We start from the raw sequence: 18,242 nt of genomic DNA, 5'->3' as shown, positions 1-18,242 counted from the left end.
CCAGCTCATGCATCCCGTCCTTAAACTGGTTGCTCAGCGCCTTGCGCTGAGCACCCTTCTGCTCTTAGCAGCCTCCGTACTGATTTTTGCGGGCACCACCATCCTTCCGGGTGACGTCGCGCAGAACATCCTTGGACAATCCGCCACGCCCGAAAGCCTTGCCAACTTGCGCAAAGAGCTGGGAATGGATCAGCCCGCCACCACACGCTATTTCAACTGGCTTTTTGGTGCGTTGCAGGGTGATCTTGGGACTGCGCTAACCAATGGGCGCGACATTGTCGACAGCTTGAGCGGGCGCTTGAAAAACACGCTATTTCTGGCCTTTTGGGCCGCTGTTGTTGCCGTGCCGCTTGCCATTTTCCTTGGCCTGCTTGCCGTGCGTTACCGCGAGCGTTGGCCGGATAAGCTGATTTCGGCAGTAACTTTGGCGTCGATCTCGGTTCCTGAATTCCTGATTGGATACGTCCTGATGTACTTCATCGGTGTGAAACTGGGCTGGGCGCCCACTGTTTCCACGATCTATGACAGTATGTCTTTGGGCGAAAAACTGAACGCCATCGCGCTGCCCGTCACCGTTCTGACCATGGTTGTGCTGGCGCATATGATGCGCATGACCCGCGCGGCGATCTTGAATGTGATGCAATCGGCCTATATCGAAACGGCGGAACTGAAGGGTCTGACGAGCTTTCAGGTCATCGCGCGCCACGCCTTCCCGAACGCCATCGCGCCGGTTGTGAACGTGGTCATGCTGAACCTTGCTTACCTTGTCGTGGGCGTTGTGGTTGTCGAGGTGGTCTTCGTCTATCCCGGCATGGGCCAGTATCTGGTCGACCACGTGGCCAAACGAGACGTGCCCGTTGTGCAGGCCTGCGGCCTGATCTTCGCAGCCGTTTATATTGGGTTGAACATGATTGCTGACATCGTGTCGATCCTGGCGAATCCAAGGCTGAGGCATCCGAAATGATAAGAATACCTCCTGCGGCCTTGATCGGCCTGTTTTTCACCGGGCTTTATTTCTTCATGGCAATCTTTGCCCCGTTGATTGCGCCCTATTCGATGACCGAGATCGTCGGTGACGTCTGGGAGCCCTCCTCGTCCGAGCACTGGTTGGGGACCGACAATATCGGTCGCGATCTGTTGACCCGCATGATCTATGGTGGGCGGACGACAATTTTTATCGCCACCGCCGCAACGATCCTCAGCTTCACGCTGGGCTCGATCCTTGGCTTCACCGCCGCAGTGATTGGCGGCTGGATTGATCAGGCGATGAGTCGCTTTGTCGACTTGATCATGTCGATCCCGACACTGATCTTCGCATTGGTGGTGCTTTCGGTCATGCCGGTAACGCTGTTCATCCTGATCCTTGTAATGGGCCTTCTGGATTCGACCCGCGTCTATCGTCTGGCCCGCGCGGTCGCCGTGGACATCAATGTCATGGACTATGTTGAAGCCGCCAAGTTGCGCGGCGAGGGGCGTCGCTGGATCATCTTCCGCGAAATTCTGCCCAACGCGCTGTCCCCATTGGTGGCCGAGATGGGTCTGCGCTTCATCTTCGCAGTTCTATTCGTGTCGACGCTGTCCTTCCTTGGTCTTGGCGTGCAACCGCCAAACGCTGACTGGGGCGGTATCGTGAAGGAAAACAAAGACGGCATCGTCTATGGCATACCGGCAGCGCTTGTGCCCGCCGTCGCCATCGCGACGCTCGCAATATCCGTGAACCTTGTTGCCGACTGGGTGCTGAACCGCACCACCAGCCTGAAAGGAGGCCGCGGATGAGCGATAAACTTCTGAAGGTCGAAAACCTGAAAATCGGTGCGCGGATATATCCGCCCGGCGAAAAGCCCCGAAACATTGATATTGTTCACGGCGTGTCCTTCGAGTTGGAGAAGGGCAAAGTGCTGGGTTTGATTGGGGAATCGGGTGCCGGTAAATCCACTATCGGTCTGGCCTCGATGGCCTATGGCAGGGGTGGGGTCGAGATCACTGGCGGCAAGGTCTGGGTCAATGGTCGCGAGATCCTTGGCACCAATCTGCGCGACCTGCGCAAGCTGCGCGGGACCGAAGTAACCTATGTCAGCCAGTCGGCTGCGGCCAGCTTTAACCCCGCCAAGAAGATCATGGAGCAGGTGATTGAAGCCTCGCTGCACGCAGGTAAGTTCGGCAAGAAAGAGGCCGAGGCTCGCGCGGTAGAACTGTTCACCAAGTTGGGACTTCCAGACCCCGAAAACATCGGCGACCGCTATCCGCACCAGGTGTCGGGTGGTCAGTTGCAACGCTGTATGACGGCTTTGGCTTTGTGCCCCGAGCCTGATCTGGTGGTGTTCGACGAACCCACCACCGCGCTGGACGTGACCACGCAGATCGACGTTCTGATGGCGATCAAGGACGCCATTCGGGACACTGGTGTTGCGGCGCTTTATATCACGCATGACCTTGCGGTGGTGGCGCAGGTCTCGGACGAGATCATGGTGCTGCGCATGGGCGACATGGTCGAACATGGCACCACGGATCAGATCATCAACAATCCGGTCGAGGATTATACCCGTGATTTGGTGTCCGTCCGGTCGACGCAGCATGATGGTAAGCCGCCCACCGATAATCCCGTTCTGACCGTGGAAAACGTCACTGCCCGCTATAAAGGCACGAATTTCGACGTTCTGCACAATGTCACGATGGAGCTTCACCCCGGCCAGACCTTGGCGGTCGTGGGCGAATCCGGATCCGGAAAATCGACCACGGCCCGTGTAATCACGGGGCTTCTTCCCCCGCGTGAAGGCAAGATCCATTTCGACGGGCGTGACCTGTCATCGGATCTGGAAGGCCGATCGCGCGAGGATCTGCGCGAGCTTCAGATGATCTATCAGATGGCCGACGTCGCCATGAACCCGCGCCAGACCGTGGGCACGATCATTGGCCGCCCATTGGAGTTCTATTTCGGTATGAGAGGTGCCGAGAAGAAGAAGCGGATCATCGAGCTGCTGGACGAGATCGAGCTGGGGGTCGAGTTCATCGACCGCTATCCGGCTGAACTTTCGGGGGGGCAGAAACAACGTGTCTGTATCGCCCGGGCGCTGGCTGCCAAGCCCAAGGTCATCATCTGTGACGAGGTGACATCGGCCTTGGACCCGCTGGTTGCGGACGGTATTTTGAAGCTTCTGGAAAACCTTCAGAAGATCGAGAATGTCGCCTATCTGTTCATCACGCACGACCTTGCAACGGTGAAGGCCATCGCGGACAGCATTGCCGTGATGTATCAGGGTCGCGTCGTGCGCTATGGGTCGAAGGCCGATGTGCTGGCGCCGCCGTTCGACGACTATACCGATCTGCTACTCAGTTCCGTCCCCGAGATGCGGTTGGGTTGGCTGGAAGAGGTTGTCCAGAACCGCAAGATGGAAAGCGCGGGCAACTGATTGCTGGATTTCGAAAGAACCGGGGGCGCCGCCAAAACGCCCCTGGCTTTACTTTGCCCGGAACAAAACCGACCTATTCTGACGCGACCATTACATAAATCCGTGACAGCCATCGCCTAGTCTGGGGCAACGGAATGCGCGACAAGGAAGGGCGCTGACATGGACAGAAAACTCCTGCTTCTTATCATCGACGGGGTGCCGCATCGCAACTGGCGTCGATTGTTTGGCAATCTCGAGGGCTGGGTTCAGTCCGGCGAGGCGAAGCTCATGAAGATGCGGGCAGTGCTGCCGTCGACCTCGGCCAGTTGCTATGCCTCGATCCATACGGGCGTCACGCCGCAGGAACATGGCTGCACGGGCAATCACGATGTATTCCGCCTGTCGCATGACGATATTTTCAGCCAAGTGCGCAAGGCCGGTGGTGTGACCGGTGCCGTCACGCATTCTTTCTGGTCCGAGTTTTTCAACCGTGCGCCTTTCGACGTGGTGCGTGACATCGAGTATGACGAGCCGGAAAGTGACACGATCAACCATGGCCGTTTCCACACGATGACCGGCTATGGGATGATCAATCAATGCACCCCTGCCGATGTGGATCTGTTTGGTACGTTGACCATGCTTTGTGAGCGGAAGGGGATCGATTACGGGATCCTGCACACCTGCACACTGGACAGCATGGGGCATCGGTTCGGTCATGACTGTCGCCAGATGGACGATACGTGTTTTAAGATGGACGAACAGATGGCGCCGTTTATCAAGCGCTGGCGGGACCAAGGGTATGAGGTGATTGTGACCGCAGATCATGGTCAGACGGATCGCGGCCACCACGGCGGGCATGAAGACTTGCAACAAGACGTCGCGCTTTACTATTTCGGGGATGCAGAGATCGTCGATAACCGCGAGGTTCTGTGCCAAACTCAGCTTGCGCCCACCGTTCTGTCCTTAATGGGCGCGCCGATTGCAGACACGATGAAAGGCAAGGTGTTTCTGAAATGACTTGGGCCATTCCAACTCCCGCGCAACCATTTCTTCCCATCGCTGGTTCTGACCAGAAATTTCCGGTGCGCCGGATTTTTTGCGTAGGCCAGAATTATGCCGCCCACGCGCGCGAGATGGGATCGAACCCAGATCGGGAACTGCCCTTTTTCTTTTCGAAACCCGCAGACGCCTTGGTCGCGGATGGGGCAACCATCCCGTATCCGACGGGCACTTCGAATCTGCATCACGAGGTTGAGCTGGTAGTTGCCATTGGCAAGGACGGCGCGAATATCACAGCCGATGAGGCGTTGAAACACGTTTGGGGGTACGCGGTTGGCAATGATCTGACCCGCCGCGATGTGCAGGCCGAGGCAAAATCCAACGGTCGCCCATGGGATATGGCCAAAGGGTTCGACCGTTCAGCCCCGTGTGGGGCGCTGTACCCCGTGGGAGCGGTCGGGCATTTCACGAAGGGTGCGATTTCCCTAAGCGTGAATGACGAGACGCGCCAAAGCTCGGACATTTCCGATCTAATCTGGCCTGTGGCGGACGTGATCGCCTATCTCTCGACACTGGTCGAGCTTTGCGCTGGCGATCTGATCTTTACAGGAACGCCAGAAAACGTAGGTCCACTTCAGCCCGGAGACACCTGCGTGGCGCAGATCGACGGCTTGGGCAGCCTAACCACGACGTTCACACCGAATTAAGCCTATTGAGCATGAAGGGTTGCACGGTCGGGTTGTCGGGCTAGGGTTTGAATGAACGCCGTCAACTTGGGCTGATAATGATACGCTCTTTGCTTCTAGTAACGCTTTTTGCGGTCCTTGGTCTTGCTTCGCCTGTGGGTGCGACGCCCAAACCCGGAGCCGCGTGGAATTGGCAACTGGTGGGGGAAATCAAAGTCCCCAAAGGTGTAGGAGCAATCGACGTCGAGCCAGACGGTTTGCCCAAGGCCCGTGTTCAAAAAATGAATAAAAACAAGGTCTTTACAATTTGCTATGTCTCGATCGGGACCTTGGAAAACTGGCGTAGTGATGTGCACCTCTTTCCCAGCTGGGTTGTTGGGCGCACCTATGGTGACTGGCCGAATGAGAAGTTTTTGGACATCCGACAACTTGATGTCTTGCTTCCCATCATGAAGGCGCGGTTTCAGCGTTGTAAAAACAAAGGCTTCAAGGCGATTGAGCCGGACAACATGGACGTGCACAGCAATATGTCTGGCTTTCCCATTGGGCGCGCCGACACGGTGCGCTATGTGAAGGCGTTGGCAAAAATTGCGCATGAGATGGGTCTGAAGATCGGCCAGAAAAACGTGCCCGAGCTGACCAAGAAACTGGTGGGCACGATGGATTTCGCAATAACCGAAAGCTGCTTTCAAGACCGATGGTGCGCACAGATGAAGCCGTATAGCAATCGCGGAAAACCTGTTTTCGATGCCGAATACACAGACCGGAAGGTCGAATTTCAAGCGGCTTGCCGGAAGGCTAAGAAGCTGAAGATCTCGATGATTTTCAAACGACGTAACCTAGGAGCTTGGGTGCGTCCGTGCAAATAGGCTGCCTTGGCCCTTCGTTAAGAACCCATCAAGTTCTGACGCGCCTCGTCAATATGTGTGAAAGTCAGTTCAGCCGCTTTTTGCGCATCTCCTGCTTCGCAGGCCTCTTGAATCAGGAAGTGATCACTGTCGGCACGCACCGCGCTGTCACTCATCATGATGTGGGCGCGTAGGTAACGGTCGATCCGGTTCAGCGCATTGTCGATTGCAGCCAAATGATAGGTCATACCGCTTGCCGCATAGTGTGTTGCATGAAATTTGCGGTTCAGATCCCCCCATCTCGCGGAATCAGTCGAGTCTGCCAGCGCTTCGCAATGGTCGCGAGCAGTGCGCAAGGTGTTTGCACACATTCGGGGGACGGCCTGAGCAATCACGTGAGGCTCCAGCAAAGTTCGGAAACTGAAAATTTCGCTGACTTCTTCCCGCGATAATGACGATACGACGGCGCCTTTGTACCTTTGCGACGTTACCAAGCCATGCTCTTCCAACTTCAAAATGGCTTCGCGAACAGGGATACGAGATGTGTTGAACATCTTCGCAATTTCGTCTTGGCGCAGTGGCGTGCCATCCTTCAGCTCGCCTTCTACGATTGCTTGCTGCAAAGCGTCAAAGATAATGCTGGTGGCCGACGCTGTCTTTGATACATCCACGGATTTCAGCTGCATTCACAGTCCCCCCTTTTCTGGCAGGTTAGCAATTCCGCCGTTCAGGTTGAAGCGATTCAATTGCCGCCTGTTCACACTTATATATTCGGCATGACCTAGGTGTCCTGCCGAACAATATTTGTGACCAGAACGTCTTTCACGTCCGATCCAAGGATGGCCTGCGCCACCTCAAGCAAGGCCGTACGCAGCGGATCCAAGCGGCTGGATTGTGTGAAAGCCCCGTCGAACCCTCCTGTGTTAGCGTGGTTGAACATCACCTGAAGAAACTCGTCGCGCAGCTTGGGTTCGCGTTGGTATACGGCCTCGCGCCCTCCGAGTTCGACCTCGATGTTCAGGGACATCACCACCAGGGACGAGATGTCTCCGTCCGCGACAACGGGGACGACGAACTGATTGTTGATCTTCACAAACTCGGTGTCCGAGGGTTCGTTTTCGACCGTGTCTTTCGCGTCGCCCTTGGCGGTATCCACATCGCCGCACGGGTTCATGACAATTGGTTCGGGTTCGGGCTGAAGCACCATGCCTGCCCCGGCGCCAACCCCAAGCCCAACAAGGGCCAGAATGATAGGAATGATCTTGCCCATCTGCCTACCCTCTTAGAATGGTAGAATAATGTCGGCGGCTTGCTGGCCATAACGGGGCTGCTGAACATCGCTGATCTGACCCCGACCGCCATAGGAAATGCGGGCCGATGCGATCTTGTCATATGGAATTTCGTTTTGGCGCGAGATGTCTTCCGGGCGCACGAACCCAGTAACCAAAAGCTCGCGCAGTTCGAAATTCACCCGAACTTCTTGCGTGCCTTGGATCTGCAGAACGCCGTTGGGCAGCGTGCCCAAAACCGTTGCTGCCACGCGCAGTTCCAGCTTTTCGTTGCGCTTTACCGATCCATTGCCATTGAACGAACTGCTCGACGACAGCCCAACCGCTGTTCCAAGTGAAGCGCCCTCGGGTAGATCTTTGTCGATGGATTGCGGCAGCCCAAACAGATTGGGAATACCCATATCCTCGGATGCCCCACGTGCGCGGTTCGAACTGTTGGAAAACTCGGCGCGATCATTGATTTCGATGACCACGGTAAGGATGTCGCCAGCTTGTTGCGCCCGTCGATCCCCCAACAGCGATTGGCGACCGCCGCTCCATAGTGAAGACCGGTCCACAGTACCCTGTGGCGGGATGTCTTGCGGCAAGGCCGAGGCGTTCATCGCAAGATGTTCAGCGCTCATTTCGACAGGGTTTAGCTCGGGTTCTTTGCCAATATTTTCCATACGAGAACAGGCAGTTGCCACCATTGAAAGGATGAGGAGGGATAGGATCAAACGCATGGGGTGTCCTTGTCAGAAATGATTGTGAGAATTGGATACGATGACGTCGCCATTGATCGTGACCGAGCCAGTGACTGTTGTGCGCGACGATAGGTTCATGACCCGAACCCGGTCTCCGATGGCTCCGCGCCCAAGGCTGCGCCCTTCGGTCAGGATGGTCATCGGACCGGCTGTATAGACCAGAGTCACAATTTGGTTCCGATCAATCAAGGCGGGTGGGCCGATGTCGTTGGGCAGGACAGGGCGCCCAGCGTAAAGGACCACACGTGCTTCTTGGCCGATGACATCTTCCAGCAACTGGAAACCGCCCGCAAAATCTGCGGCGGCCAGTTTTACGTCCTGAGCGGTCACGATCATTCCGGGGCGGAGGTTCTTGGCGGCAACGACCGTTTCTGAAGCAGCGGGGGTGGCGAGAAACGCTAGGACCAGGACCAAAGTTCGTTTCATCAGCGCACCTGTGTGGTTGCCGCAAGCATCTGATCGGCTGCGGTGATGACTTTGGAATTCAGCTCGTAACCGCGTTGCGCGGCGATCAGTTCGGTGATTTCGCGCACCGCATCGACCGAGCTGTTTTCCAGATATCCCTGTCGCAATGTCCCGCGCCCGTCTTCGCCTGGGACACCCACAAACGCAGGTCCCGAGGCCGGGGTTTCGCGAAACAGGTTCGACCCGATGGCTTCCAGCCCTTTGTCATTGGTAAAGCTGGAAAGTGTGAAAGCGCCCAGAAGTTCGGGCTCGACCGTACTGTCGAAATAGGCGTAAACCTCGCCATCGGCGTTGATCGAGATCTGGCGCGCGTCGCTTGGAATGGTGATCTCAGGCGCGACGGGGTAACCATCAGAGGTCACGATCAGACCATCGCCCGACAGTTTCAGCCCACCATCACGGGTATAACCCGATGCGCCCGAAGGTAGTGTCACCTCAAGGTAGCCGCGCCCTTCGATCGCTAGATCCAGATCACCATTGGTCTGCGCCAGCGTTCCCTGCTGCACCATCATCGTGACCGAAGTTGGCCGGACGCCAAGTCCAAGCTGGACGCCTGTCGGCAATACCGTCCCATCCGAGGCATTGATCGTGCCCGCCCGCGTGGCTTGCTGATAGTGCAGGTCCGCGAATTCAGCCCGGCGGGTGTTGTAGCCCGTGGTCGACATGTTCGCCAGATTGTTCGAGATCGTCTCGACCCGCATTTGCTGGGCCAACATCCCGGTTGCTGCAATGTTCAAAGCGCGCATCTAAACCTCCTATTGTCCAATGACCGTTTTCGTGGCCGAGCGGATGCGTTCATCCTCTTTCTCCATGAATTTCTGACCCAGCTCGTAACTGCGCTGCACTTCGATCATGCGGGCGATTTCAGCGATGGGATCGACGTTGGATCCTTCGACAAACCCTTGCAGAATCGTGGCTTCGGTTAGGGCGGGCTCGACGCCGCCGGGGGCTTCGAACCGGACACCGTCGCGGTGCTGAAGATCGGTTGGATCGATGGGTGCGAAGAGGCCGATCTGGGCCATGGCCCGCCCGTCCGCAGAAAGGGTTCCGTCAGGCGACAGCGAAATGGATGTCGCGTCGGGCGGGATGAACACGGGCGCCCCGCCGCCATCCAGCAGTTGATATCCATCTGGTGTCACCAGCTCACCCTCGGCAGAGGGGGTAAAAACACCAGCGCGGGTTAGATACTGTCCGTTCGGACCGCCCAGCAAAAAGAATCCGTCACCTTCGATCGCAAAATCATAGGTGCCGCCAGTTTGGGTCAATGTACCTTGCTCTAAATTCAGCGCACGCGTGTTGGCTGTCGCCATGGATAGCGACGGATCCTGACTCTCAAGCGCATGAATGTATTCAGAAAAAATTACACCTTCCCGTCGAAAACCTGTGGTCGAGGCATTAGCAATGTTGTTGGCAATGCTCTGCATTTCGCGCATCAAGCCCGATTGCCGTGTCAGGGATGTATAGCCGATATTGTCCATCTCAGCCTCCTGCAATCAGTGGAACGACGCGCAGTTGGAAGAAGCTGACCAGCGTTTCAGTCATGAACCCCATGCTGCCCCAGAAAACGACCAAGATGGCGACCAGTTTTGGCACAAAGGTCAGGGTCATTTCCTGGATCGAGGTTAGGGCCTGGAATAGGCCGACGATCAGACCGGCGACAAGCGCCACGGACAGAATCGGAAGCGATATCAGGACCGCATCCCATAGCCCCGCGCGCAGCGTGTCATAGAAGATTATCTCGTCCATCATCAGACCGGCATCCTTAGAATTTCCTGATAGGCCTCGACTACCTTGTCACGGACTGTAACGGCGGTCTCGACAGCCAATTCTGTCTGGGCCAGCGCCTGCACCAGCGCATGCGGATCCGCGTCACCAGACAACGCAGCCATCGCTGTGCTTTCGCCATTTTGCAGGGTCTGCGCAAAATCCTGAGCCACGCCTGCAAAGCCGTTCACTTTTTGTTCATTTGTTGGGGTTGGCTGTGCGGCTTGACGCGAAGCAGCATACTGCTGCGAAGCAAGTGTTGTACGAATGTCCATAATCTATCCTCCTAGCGGCGCAGCAAATCCAACAGCCCGCGCGACATTTGGCGCGACTGGTCGAACATTTTTAGGTTGGCTTCATAGCTCCGCTGCGCTTCGCGGGCGTCTGCAATCTCGATCACCAGATCAACGTTGGAGCCTTGATAGTGCCCGCTTTCATCAGCCATCGGATGCGATGGGTCATAGATGCTGGGCAGAGTGGTTTTATCCAGTTGAACGTGGCCGGTTTCTACCAAACCAGTCGGACGACCACCTTCAATAGCGGCCTGAAAGCTCACCATCTTGCGCCGATAACCAGGCGTGTCCACATTGGCGATGTTTTCCGAGACATGACGCAAGCGATTGGCTTGGCTTTGCATTCCGGATGCTGCTGCGGCGACTGAATTTCGAAGATCACTCATATCACTTACCTCCGCCCAAGCGAACTGCGCACGATGCCCAGTGTCGATTTGTAAACGGCAAGCGCCATGTCGTGATCGCGCTTGGCTTCGGCCGCCATCATCATCTCGGTCTCAATCGAGACCGAGTTTCCATTGGGGGACGTCGCGCCAGCACGATAGACGGTATCGGCTTCTTCCCTCGCAGAATTGGTTAAACCCGCCCCAAAATGCCCATTACGCGTGGCGCGCATTTGGTCAGCCTTGCCGGGTTGATAAGTTTCCGCAAAGGAAGGAATGTCACGGGCGCGATATCCCGGTGTATCCGCGTTCGCCACATTCTGAGCGATAACGGATTGCCGGGCCGCAGCATGGAGCGCAAGGTCGTTCGCCTTGGCAAAGATGGTCAGTTTTTCAAACATCGGGGCTTCTCCCTCGATTGGCTTCAACCAAGGCTTAACCCTGATTCCTTTATAAACAGTTTCAACGAAAATTTTAGGAGAATGCCGATGCATAATGTTGGGTTTGAACAGGTCTCTGCCGCGGTCACGTCTTTAGAAGTTGTGCGGCACATCGGGCGGGTGTCAGGTATTCAGCAAGGCGTCATTAAGGTCTCGGGTCTGACAAAGCGGGCCGCGCAGGCCGATCTGGTTCAGATCCAGCCCCGCGCGGGCGATCCGCGAATGGGCGAAGTTTTGGGCTTGAGCGATCAGGCCATTACAGTGCTACCCGATGGGGATTGTGCGGGTCTTCAAATCGGGGATGAGGTCGTGCTTTTAGGCGGCACCAGCATCTCCCCGGATGACAGTTGGATCGGCCGCGTGATCGACCCGCTAGGTCAAAGTCTGGATGGAACACCGATCTTGCAAGGGGGGCAGACGCGTGCCCTGAAAGGTGAGGTGCCGAATCCAACTGCACGGCGACCCTTGGGGGATCGGCTCGAGACCGGGATGACCGTCTTCAATACCTTTCTGCCGATTGTCAGCGGGCAACGTATCGGGCTGTTCGCGGGTTCTGGTGTGGGGAAATCCACGCTTCTGGCCAAGCTCGCCCGGGGGGTTCATGCAGACGTGGTTGTAATTGCTTTGATCGGAGAGCGCGGGCGCGAAGTGCGAGAGTTTGTCGATCGGGTTCTGGGGAAAGAGGGGATGAAGCGTGCCGTCGTCGTTGCTGCGACATCAGATCAGTCGCCCATGATGCGGCGGCGCTGTGCCTGGATGGCCATGTCTGTGGCCGAGCACTTCCGAGATCTGGGGCGGCAGGTGTTGTTCCTGGCCGACAGCATCACTCGATTTGCCGAAGCACATCGGGAAGTGGCGCTGGCCTCGGGCGAGGCCGGAAATCTGCGAGGCTTCCCCCCATCCACCACACAACAAATCACATCCCTCTGCGAACGTTCTGGTCCCGGGGTCGGGCATTCCGGGGATATCACGGCTGTGTTTTCCGTTCTGGTGGCAGGTTCGGACATGGAAGAGCCTGTTGCGGATATTTTGCGAGGGGTTCTGGATGGGCACGTGGTTCTGGATCGAAAAATCGCCGAGCGTGGACGCTTTCCGGCGATTGATATTCTGCGGTCGGTGTCGCGTGCTTTACCTGAGGCTGCCTCGGGCGAAGAGAATGAATTGATTTTAGAAGGGCGCCGGTTGTTGGGGCTTTATGATCGGTCCGAAATGATGATCCAAGCTGGGCTTTATTCAAAGGGGTCCGATGCGTCCTTGGATCATGCCGTGGATGCTTGGCCGAAGATCGATAGGTTTCTTGCAGCACCTGAAGTCGTAAACACCCATGCCAGCTTTGAGCAATTGTCCCAGTGTTTGGCAGAGGGTGACGGTGCGGGTTAAATACTCTGCAACAAAGTCAATGCAATCGCGTTCGAACTGAGCGCGGCGGTGCCTTGCGCGATCTGACTGCGTGCAAGGAATATTCTGGTCAGCTCTTCCAGTTTTTCAGGGTCTGCGAATTGATCAACGCCTGATGAACCGAAATAGCTTTCCGACTTCTCTTGAAAAACCTCAAGTTGCTTGTCGATGTCTATGGTTCCGAAGGACGAAGGAAGTCCCAATGCCGTTTCAAACACTTGGCGCAAGGGCGGGTTACCCATGACCGAGTACCATTTTCCAGCCTCTGAAGTCGATTTGTCGATTATGTTTCCCAGATCACGCTCAAGGCTCATCGCCAGGCGCATGTCCTGATCCTGATCACCAACGGCGACCTCAAACTGACGCTCTTTGTAGGCCTCGACAGTCGTATCCCCGAAATCAGAGATCTGAGTACGTGGGATATTGTAGTCGCCAAACCCGAAATCCTTTGCCATTTCCAGATAACGTTTGTCGGATAGCTTGTTGGCCAATGCATCTGTGTCCAGCGCGCCATCTTCCAACACCTTTCGAATGAAGTAGGTGTTGTTGATATCGTCGCTTAGCCCATACGCTCCCAATGCAACGGACAACAGACGGCGGTCACTGACCAACTGTTCAGCTGTTGCGACGTCGCCGATGTTTTCTTTGAAGTATTCAACATCGCGCTGAATGACCGGGCTGCTTTCAAATGCGGTCTGCTGGGCGTCTTTAGTGCGCTGCAAAAAGGCCCAGCCGGCCGCGCCGCTGAACGGTATGACCGGCTGAAAGCTCATGCATAGCGCGCCGACAGAAGGCGCTCCTCGCGTGGCAGAAGGGTTCTTAGATGCTTCAGTGCGTGATAGTGCTGATTGTCTAGAACAGCGCTGGTGGCCATGTTCAGGATTGTACGGCTGTCGGCGTCGGTCAGCACTTGGCTGAGTTGTTCGACGCCGCGTAAAAGCTGCAATCGCCCTTCGTCCTGTTCGGCATCACCGGACAAGATCAGCTGGGCAATATAGCAAACGCGCCGTACCGGTGTGTTTACTTCTTCCGGATGAATGGCATCTTTCAGGCGCAGTATGTTGGCGTTCGGCGTGACAATCGAAAGACGCGACCTGCGGTCTCCGTTTTCGATTACGGCCCCGTTAATAAGTACTCGTTCTTTCGGACTGAGTTTCAGGACAAGACCGCTCATGCTGCCACCCCCGTTTGACGCAGGCCGCGCATGATGGCGGTGTTGATGTCGACCAGAGCCGATGGATCTGCGTCGTTGCTTAGAACGTGGCGGGTATAGTCTGCCGTGAACTCAGCCAAATAGAAAATGCGGGCGCGTAGATCTGCGGGCAAACCGTTTGTGTCTTCGGCGACATCTGCTGCCAGCATGGTCCAAAGCCTGCGATTGTCGTGAAGCGCTTGCGCCAGATTTGCAAACGAAGATTTGTCGCCTTTGGCGTGCTGATCCAAGCGGTGTGTGATCTGAGCGAACAGCTCGTACTCGGTGCCGCGGTTGGTTTGCAGCGGGGTGCGGGATGAGGTGGCATAGGCCGTTTTGGCCATAGTGATTGCGTTCACGGTGTTTCCCTCCGGTAACGAAATTTATGTGATCAAGGAGGAGGGCGCCATTTTGGCGCCCTCCAGTTCCTTTAGCGGAACAGAGACAGGATGTTTTGTGGCGCCTGATTAGCGATCGACAGGGCCTGTGTGCCCAGCTGTTGTTGTACTTGAAGCGCCTGAAGTTTAGCTGACGTAGCTTCCATATCGGCGTCAACCAAGGCACCGATCCCGGATTTCAGGGAGTCAGACAGTTTGCCAACGAAGTCAGACTGGATCTCGATCCGGCCTTCAACCGAACCGAACGAGGCCGAAGCGTCGATCGAGGCCTGGATCATGTTCTCGATTGCACCCAGAGCTGCGTCAGCTCCGGACGACGTGGAAACGTCGATGGTTCCTAAGTCAGACAGACCGCCCGATCCACGCGTTGCTTCAAACGAGAATGCGATATCGGCGTTGGTTTCGTTGGCTATAACCAACTGGCCCGCGTTTGTGTCGATATCCATGGACAGGGCGTTGCTGTCCAATCCGGCAGCAACCATAGCGTTCTTCATGCCTGCTACGACGGATTCGGCTGTATCACCATCTTTTATGACATAGTTGCCCTGAACTGTGCCCACAGTCAGCGAAAGCTGGTCACCGACTACAAGACCAGTGTTCACTGCTGTGTCTACACCAGCTGCATTAGGCAGAACGGCGGATGTTGCAGTTGCACCACCTGACGTGTCCAAAAACGCAAATGTGTTCAAGGTGATCGAATCGTTCGTGCCACCATCATTGGCATCGATCACCCCAGCTGTGCCTGTGTCAGTTCCAACAGATGCTGCCGCTGCGGCAAGATCAGTACCAGCTGTCAAAGACAGGTTTTGAGAATCCACACCGATCGAGCTGGTCACAACCGAGCCGTCTGCCTGCCGATCGAGCGACGACAGAACATCGACACCTTCGTTACCATTCGAATTCGTACCCGACTGCGAGCCATCGACCAGGTTCAGGCCATTGAATTGCGCCGCACCAACAACCGATGTGATTTGATCGCGCAGGGCAACAATGTCGGTCTGGATTTTAGCTCGGTCCACATTGTCTTCCTGAGCAGCAACGATTTTGCCTTTAATCTCGGTCAGAAGATCGGTGACCGTTTCCGACGCTTGGCGCGCCACTGCAACGGTGCTTTCACCCAAGGACAGGCTTTCCGAGATGCCTTTGAAGCCTTTTACATCGGCCTCCATAACTTTCGAGATCGCCCAGACAGCTGCGTTGTCCTTTGCCGATCCTACTGCTTTACCGGTCGAGATTTCGGCCTGTGTGTTAGCAAGGTTCGAGTTGATAGATTTCAGCGTTTGAAGCGCCACCATGGCGCTGTTGTTTGTCAGAATGCTGGACATCTTTATTTCCTTCAATCTAAGGCGCTTTGCGCCTGTTTTCATGACCCCGTTTCAAACTGGGGAGTCTTTGCCTTCTGACATCTGCAAACCGATCTGCTCGGCTGCGCCACCCGTCTGGATGCAAAGTGAGCCTGCGATGGAAACTCTGAAGGAAAACTGAATCCCCCAAATTAGATTCCATACAAGTTGAACTAAACTGATGGTGCTACGCGCGTTTCTCGAAACTCGAGTCGGTACGCGAAAGTACCTGTGACGCGCCCGCGCGCGTATATGTTTTAAGGCTTTGATCTGGGTTGCGGATGGCGCGAAGCCTATTCTGCGCAGAGCGAATCCCCTCGGCTGCCGCGGCAAGCAGGCTTTGATTGCGGGTGATCACGGTTTGAAGTCGTGAGATCTGCTTTTGGCTGATCCTACTTGACCCGAGTTGCGACAGCACCTGAGACTTCGCATCGGCCAGGTTGGGCAGAGCATCAATCTTGCCCGCTAGAATCAGTTGGCGTTCATCCTCGAGAAGGGAAAGCAGTGTGTCAAAGTTGTGCATTCGATTGCTCCTTCAGTGCTTCAAAAAGGGATTGGGCAAGCCCGATTCCCCCACTGTCGACCATGCTGCGCGCCTGTTCCTGACGCAGGAATGATGCGAATTGATCCTCGCCAATTCCACCACCGAAACTGTCAGGTGTTTTGCCGATCCCGGCAGATTTCAACATCTCGGACAAAAAGCTGGCCTCAAGCTCTTTCGCGGCGTCCCATAGGGCTTTGTCAGTATCTGCTGCGCCCGGATTTTGCTTTGTGAGGTGCGTCGATACACCCGAAACAGGGTCCATGGCTTCGACCTTTCAAGTTAACCACATTTTTTCCAACTATCCCGAACAGCGGTAAAGATTTGGTAATTCCCATCTGCAAATCTGTGATCGACCGAGGCAGGAATCCCGGATGGAACATATGGATATGACACAACCCCTTATCCCTCATGCGGGGAAGATGGGCAGGGAAATTCAGGGCCCTATCGTAGATGCAGATAGGCAGTCCGAGCAGTTGGGGCAGTCCTTTGGCATTGTGTTTGCGACTCACGAAATGCGACCGGATCACAAGGGCGGATTGCAATTTGAGGTACAGGGCGATGTAAGCACTGAACCTGTCGGTGATGCGTCGGATCTGGTAGTCCAGATGGAACCGGAGAGCGGTCGTCTTCGGGAAGCGAAACAGGACGTGGCTGATGAATTAAAGCGGCCTGATCAGATGCAGGCCGAGCTTTCAGAGGCTATGTTACTGATGCCTGTAGTGCGTGATTTGGCTGCGCATGAAAGCACGGATGCCAGTCAGGACGCGGACGCTTATGCCCTCGCGGGTTCAAAGATTGAAATCGCTTGGTCGTCACAGGACCCGATTCATCAGGCAGCGACGGTGGACGAAGCTTTCGATCGGTCGACCAGTTCTGCCGAAGCTCCAAAGGTTTATTCGCCCGCACCCTCGCAATTGCTCGAAATAAGCGCGCCGACGGTGCGGAACTCCCCAGCGAATCGAGTGCCAGCCGCCAATGCTGACATAACAAATGAACTGCTCCCTAAGGCCTCTAAGTCGCTATCTACATCCGAGGAACCAAGATCAACGCGCGGCACCGGAGCTCTCGCGACAGAACAAGTGGATCTGCCGCTTGCGCGTTTGGACACGGTTTTTCTCGCTCCTGATGAACCGGCAATCGAGGCGCAGAATAATCCGGCTCAGCATCCGCTTCCCGTGTCAGGACCGACTACGGTTTTGAGCAATAGATTGGCCGGTGTTTCCCCCAGACGGGGCACCGAGATGCAGGTGGAAACAGGCCGCCCAACGCCAGAAAGTACTGTCGACTCAAACAGTCTTGGCACTCCCATGATAAAGCACCCGCATGTGCTTGCCCCCGCAAGCGGCATTGGTGACCAATTGCAGAGCGTGCCAAAAACTGTCGAGGATCCGGCGTTGACAGATCCAATTTCGAACACGATCCAAGACACTAACCAAACAGCTGCACGTGCTGTGGAGTTGCATGGTAACGGGACCGATTTCGTTCCGGTGTCGACCCAAGCCGCCACCTTTCCTTTTGGAGCAGCGCCCTTGGTGCAAGTTTTGGAAGGCGAGGTAGGGCAACAGTTCTTTGATGACGCTGGCTTTCGTATGGTCGAGCAGCTTTCAGCCACAACCGGCGACTTGAAAACAAGCGCGTTTGCACGTCCGGCCGAGCTTCCGCGAATCACTTTGGTGCAGATCGCGGATGTCGTTCGCCAACAGCCGGATCGGCCTGTTGAACTGACACTAAGCCCAGAAGAGCTTGGACGGTTGCGTATGTCGTTCCAATCCGAGGGGTCTTCCATGCATGTCACCCTTAGCTTCGAAAGGCCCGATACACTGGACTTGATGCGGCGGCATATCGATCAGTTGGCGCAAGATTTGCGCGCATCTGGAATGTCCGAAGTGAGTTTTACATTTCAACAGCAGACATCTGACGGGGGTGGTGGCGCTTCCCCTAACGGTGAAACCACATGGACTGCTAGTGAACAGCATTCCGACCCGAGCGCCGCTTCGGATGATGATGCACCAATCGTGCTGAACATAGAAAGCAGTACGGGTGTGGATATTCGAGTATGAGGAGCAAA

The 18,242-nt window shown here is 55.8% G+C and carries 24 protein-coding genes; 8 read left to right on the top strand and 16 right to left on the bottom strand.

What is annotated here, in order from left to right:
- Positions 1-7 precede the first annotated feature (7 nt).
- The 6 genes from ACXAH3_RS07350 to ACXAH3_RS07325 all read left to right on the top strand — a co-directional run bounded on the left by ACXAH3_RS07350 (position 8) and on the right by ACXAH3_RS07325 (position 5,943).
- Positions 8-964 carry an ABC transporter permease gene (locus ACXAH3_RS07350; protein WP_474861430.1) on the top strand — a complete coding sequence of 319 codons (957 nt, stop codon included), beginning with the start codon at positions 8-10 and terminating at the stop codon, positions 962-964.
- A complete protein-coding gene (locus tag ACXAH3_RS07345) occupies positions 961-1,776 on the top strand; it encodes an ABC transporter permease (RefSeq protein ID WP_474861429.1) in 816 nt (271 codons plus the stop codon). Before ACXAH3_RS07350 ends, ACXAH3_RS07345 begins: the two co-directional genes overlap by 4 nt.
- On the top strand, positions 1,773-3,410 hold the full coding sequence (locus ACXAH3_RS07340) for an ABC transporter ATP-binding protein (protein ID WP_474861428.1): 1,638 nt from the start codon (positions 1,773-1,775) through the stop codon (positions 3,408-3,410). The genes ACXAH3_RS07345 and ACXAH3_RS07340 overlap by 4 nt, the downstream gene beginning before the upstream one ends.
- A 159-nt stretch (positions 3,411-3,569) precedes the next feature.
- Positions 3,570-4,406, top strand: coding sequence for an alkaline phosphatase family protein (locus tag ACXAH3_RS07335; protein ID WP_474861427.1), 837 nt, complete (start codon positions 3,570-3,572; stop codon positions 4,404-4,406).
- Positions 4,403-5,095, top strand: a complete 693-nt coding sequence (locus ACXAH3_RS07330; protein WP_474861426.1) for a fumarylacetoacetate hydrolase family protein — start codon at positions 4,403-4,405, stop codon at positions 5,093-5,095. Before ACXAH3_RS07335 ends, ACXAH3_RS07330 begins: the two co-directional genes overlap by 4 nt.
- Positions 5,096-5,172: 77 nt before the next feature.
- Positions 5,173-5,943 carry an endo alpha-1,4 polygalactosaminidase gene (locus ACXAH3_RS07325; protein WP_474861425.1) on the top strand — a complete coding sequence of 257 codons (771 nt, stop codon included), beginning with the start codon at positions 5,173-5,175 and terminating at the stop codon, positions 5,941-5,943.
- 17 nt (positions 5,944-5,960) lie between these two features.
- Here the strand turns inward: ACXAH3_RS07325 and ACXAH3_RS07320 are convergent, their stop codons facing one another.
- The 10 genes from ACXAH3_RS07320 to ACXAH3_RS07275 form a co-directional block, all read right to left on the bottom strand.
- Entirely contained in the window at positions 5,961-6,608 is a 648-nt protein-coding gene (locus ACXAH3_RS07320) for a GntR family transcriptional regulator (RefSeq protein ID WP_474861424.1), read from the bottom strand.
- 95 nt (positions 6,609-6,703) lie between these two features.
- Positions 6,704-7,192 (bottom strand): flagellar basal body-associated FliL family protein, encoded by a 489-nt coding sequence (locus ACXAH3_RS07315; protein ID WP_474861423.1) that lies wholly within the window; start codon positions 7,190-7,192, stop codon positions 6,704-6,706.
- Between the two features lie 12 nt (positions 7,193-7,204).
- Positions 7,205-7,933 carry a flagellar basal body L-ring protein FlgH gene (gene flgH, locus ACXAH3_RS07310; protein ID WP_474861422.1) on the bottom strand — a complete coding sequence of 243 codons (729 nt, stop codon included), beginning with the start codon at positions 7,931-7,933 and terminating at the stop codon, positions 7,205-7,207.
- A gap of 12 nt (positions 7,934-7,945) precedes the next feature.
- Positions 7,946-8,380 (bottom strand): flagellar basal body P-ring formation chaperone FlgA, encoded by a 435-nt coding sequence (gene flgA / locus ACXAH3_RS07305; protein ID WP_474861421.1) that lies wholly within the window; start codon positions 8,378-8,380, stop codon positions 7,946-7,948.
- Positions 8,380-9,165 (bottom strand): flagellar basal-body rod protein FlgG, encoded by a 786-nt coding sequence (flgG, locus tag ACXAH3_RS07300; RefSeq protein ID WP_474861420.1) that lies wholly within the window; start codon positions 9,163-9,165, stop codon positions 8,380-8,382. Before flgG ends, flgA begins: the two co-directional genes overlap by 1 nt.
- 9 nt (positions 9,166-9,174) lie before the next feature.
- The gene (locus ACXAH3_RS07295; RefSeq protein WP_474861419.1) at positions 9,175-9,897 is read right to left on the bottom strand and encodes a flagellar hook-basal body complex protein; all 723 of its coding nucleotides are present in this window, start codon (positions 9,895-9,897) and stop codon (positions 9,175-9,177) included.
- 1 nt (position 9,898) lies between these two features.
- On the bottom strand, positions 9,899-10,168 hold the full coding sequence (locus ACXAH3_RS07290) for a flagellar biosynthetic protein FliQ (protein ID WP_474861418.1): 270 nt from the start codon (positions 10,166-10,168) through the stop codon (positions 9,899-9,901).
- On the bottom strand, positions 10,168-10,458 hold the full coding sequence (gene fliE, locus ACXAH3_RS07285; protein ID WP_474861417.1) for a flagellar hook-basal body complex protein FliE: 291 nt from the start codon (positions 10,456-10,458) through the stop codon (positions 10,168-10,170). The genes ACXAH3_RS07290 and fliE overlap by 1 nt, the downstream gene beginning before the upstream one ends.
- Positions 10,459-10,469: 11 nt before the next feature.
- Positions 10,470-10,862 carry a flagellar basal body rod protein FlgC gene (gene flgC, locus ACXAH3_RS07280; protein ID WP_474861416.1) on the bottom strand — a complete coding sequence of 131 codons (393 nt, stop codon included), beginning with the start codon at positions 10,860-10,862 and terminating at the stop codon, positions 10,470-10,472.
- A gap of 5 nt (positions 10,863-10,867) precedes the next feature.
- Positions 10,868-11,260 (bottom strand): FlgB family protein, encoded by a 393-nt coding sequence (locus ACXAH3_RS07275; protein WP_474861415.1) that lies wholly within the window; start codon positions 11,258-11,260, stop codon positions 10,868-10,870.
- An 87-nt stretch (positions 11,261-11,347) separates the two neighbouring features.
- On the opposite strand from ACXAH3_RS07275, the gene ACXAH3_RS07270 reads away from it, so the two are divergent.
- On the top strand, positions 11,348-12,679 hold the full coding sequence (locus tag ACXAH3_RS07270) for a FliI/YscN family ATPase (RefSeq protein WP_474861414.1): 1,332 nt from the start codon (positions 11,348-11,350) through the stop codon (positions 12,677-12,679).
- Here ACXAH3_RS07270 and ACXAH3_RS07265 read toward each other — a convergent pair.
- The 6 genes from ACXAH3_RS07265 to ACXAH3_RS07240 form a co-directional block, all read right to left on the bottom strand.
- Positions 12,676-13,470, bottom strand: coding sequence for a DUF1217 domain-containing protein (locus tag ACXAH3_RS07265; RefSeq protein ID WP_474861413.1), 795 nt, complete (start codon positions 13,468-13,470; stop codon positions 12,676-12,678). The genes ACXAH3_RS07270 and ACXAH3_RS07265 overlap by 4 nt on opposite strands.
- Positions 13,467-13,871, bottom strand: a complete 405-nt coding sequence (flbT, locus tag ACXAH3_RS07260) for a flagellar biosynthesis repressor FlbT (RefSeq protein WP_474861412.1) — start codon at positions 13,869-13,871, stop codon at positions 13,467-13,469. The genes ACXAH3_RS07265 and flbT overlap by 4 nt, the downstream gene beginning before the upstream one ends.
- Positions 13,868-14,248, bottom strand: a complete 381-nt coding sequence (gene flaF, locus ACXAH3_RS07255) for a flagellar biosynthesis regulator FlaF (protein ID WP_474861411.1) — start codon at positions 14,246-14,248, stop codon at positions 13,868-13,870. The genes flbT and flaF overlap by 4 nt, the downstream gene beginning before the upstream one ends.
- 71 nt (positions 14,249-14,319) lie before the next feature.
- The gene (locus ACXAH3_RS07250) at positions 14,320-15,612 is read right to left on the bottom strand and encodes a flagellin N-terminal helical domain-containing protein (RefSeq protein ID WP_474861410.1); all 1,293 of its coding nucleotides are present in this window, start codon (positions 15,610-15,612) and stop codon (positions 14,320-14,322) included.
- A gap of 205 nt (positions 15,613-15,817) precedes the next feature.
- The gene (locus ACXAH3_RS07245; RefSeq protein ID WP_474861409.1) at positions 15,818-16,153 is read right to left on the bottom strand and encodes a hypothetical protein; all 336 of its coding nucleotides are present in this window, start codon (positions 16,151-16,153) and stop codon (positions 15,818-15,820) included.
- On the bottom strand, positions 16,140-16,436 hold the full coding sequence (locus tag ACXAH3_RS07240) for a rod-binding protein (protein ID WP_474861408.1): 297 nt from the start codon (positions 16,434-16,436) through the stop codon (positions 16,140-16,142). The genes ACXAH3_RS07245 and ACXAH3_RS07240 overlap by 14 nt, the downstream gene beginning before the upstream one ends.
- Positions 16,437-16,545: 109 nt before the next feature.
- On the opposite strand from ACXAH3_RS07240, the gene ACXAH3_RS07235 reads away from it, so the two are divergent.
- Positions 16,546-18,234, top strand: a complete 1,689-nt coding sequence (locus ACXAH3_RS07235; RefSeq protein ID WP_474861407.1) for a flagellar hook-length control protein FliK — start codon at positions 16,546-16,548, stop codon at positions 18,232-18,234.
- The last annotated feature ends 8 nt before the right edge of the window (positions 18,235-18,242 follow it).

The organism is Aliiroseovarius sp. ABM4_368 (assembly GCF_056161205.1).
This window is presented reverse-complemented; position numbering and strand designations above follow the sequence as displayed.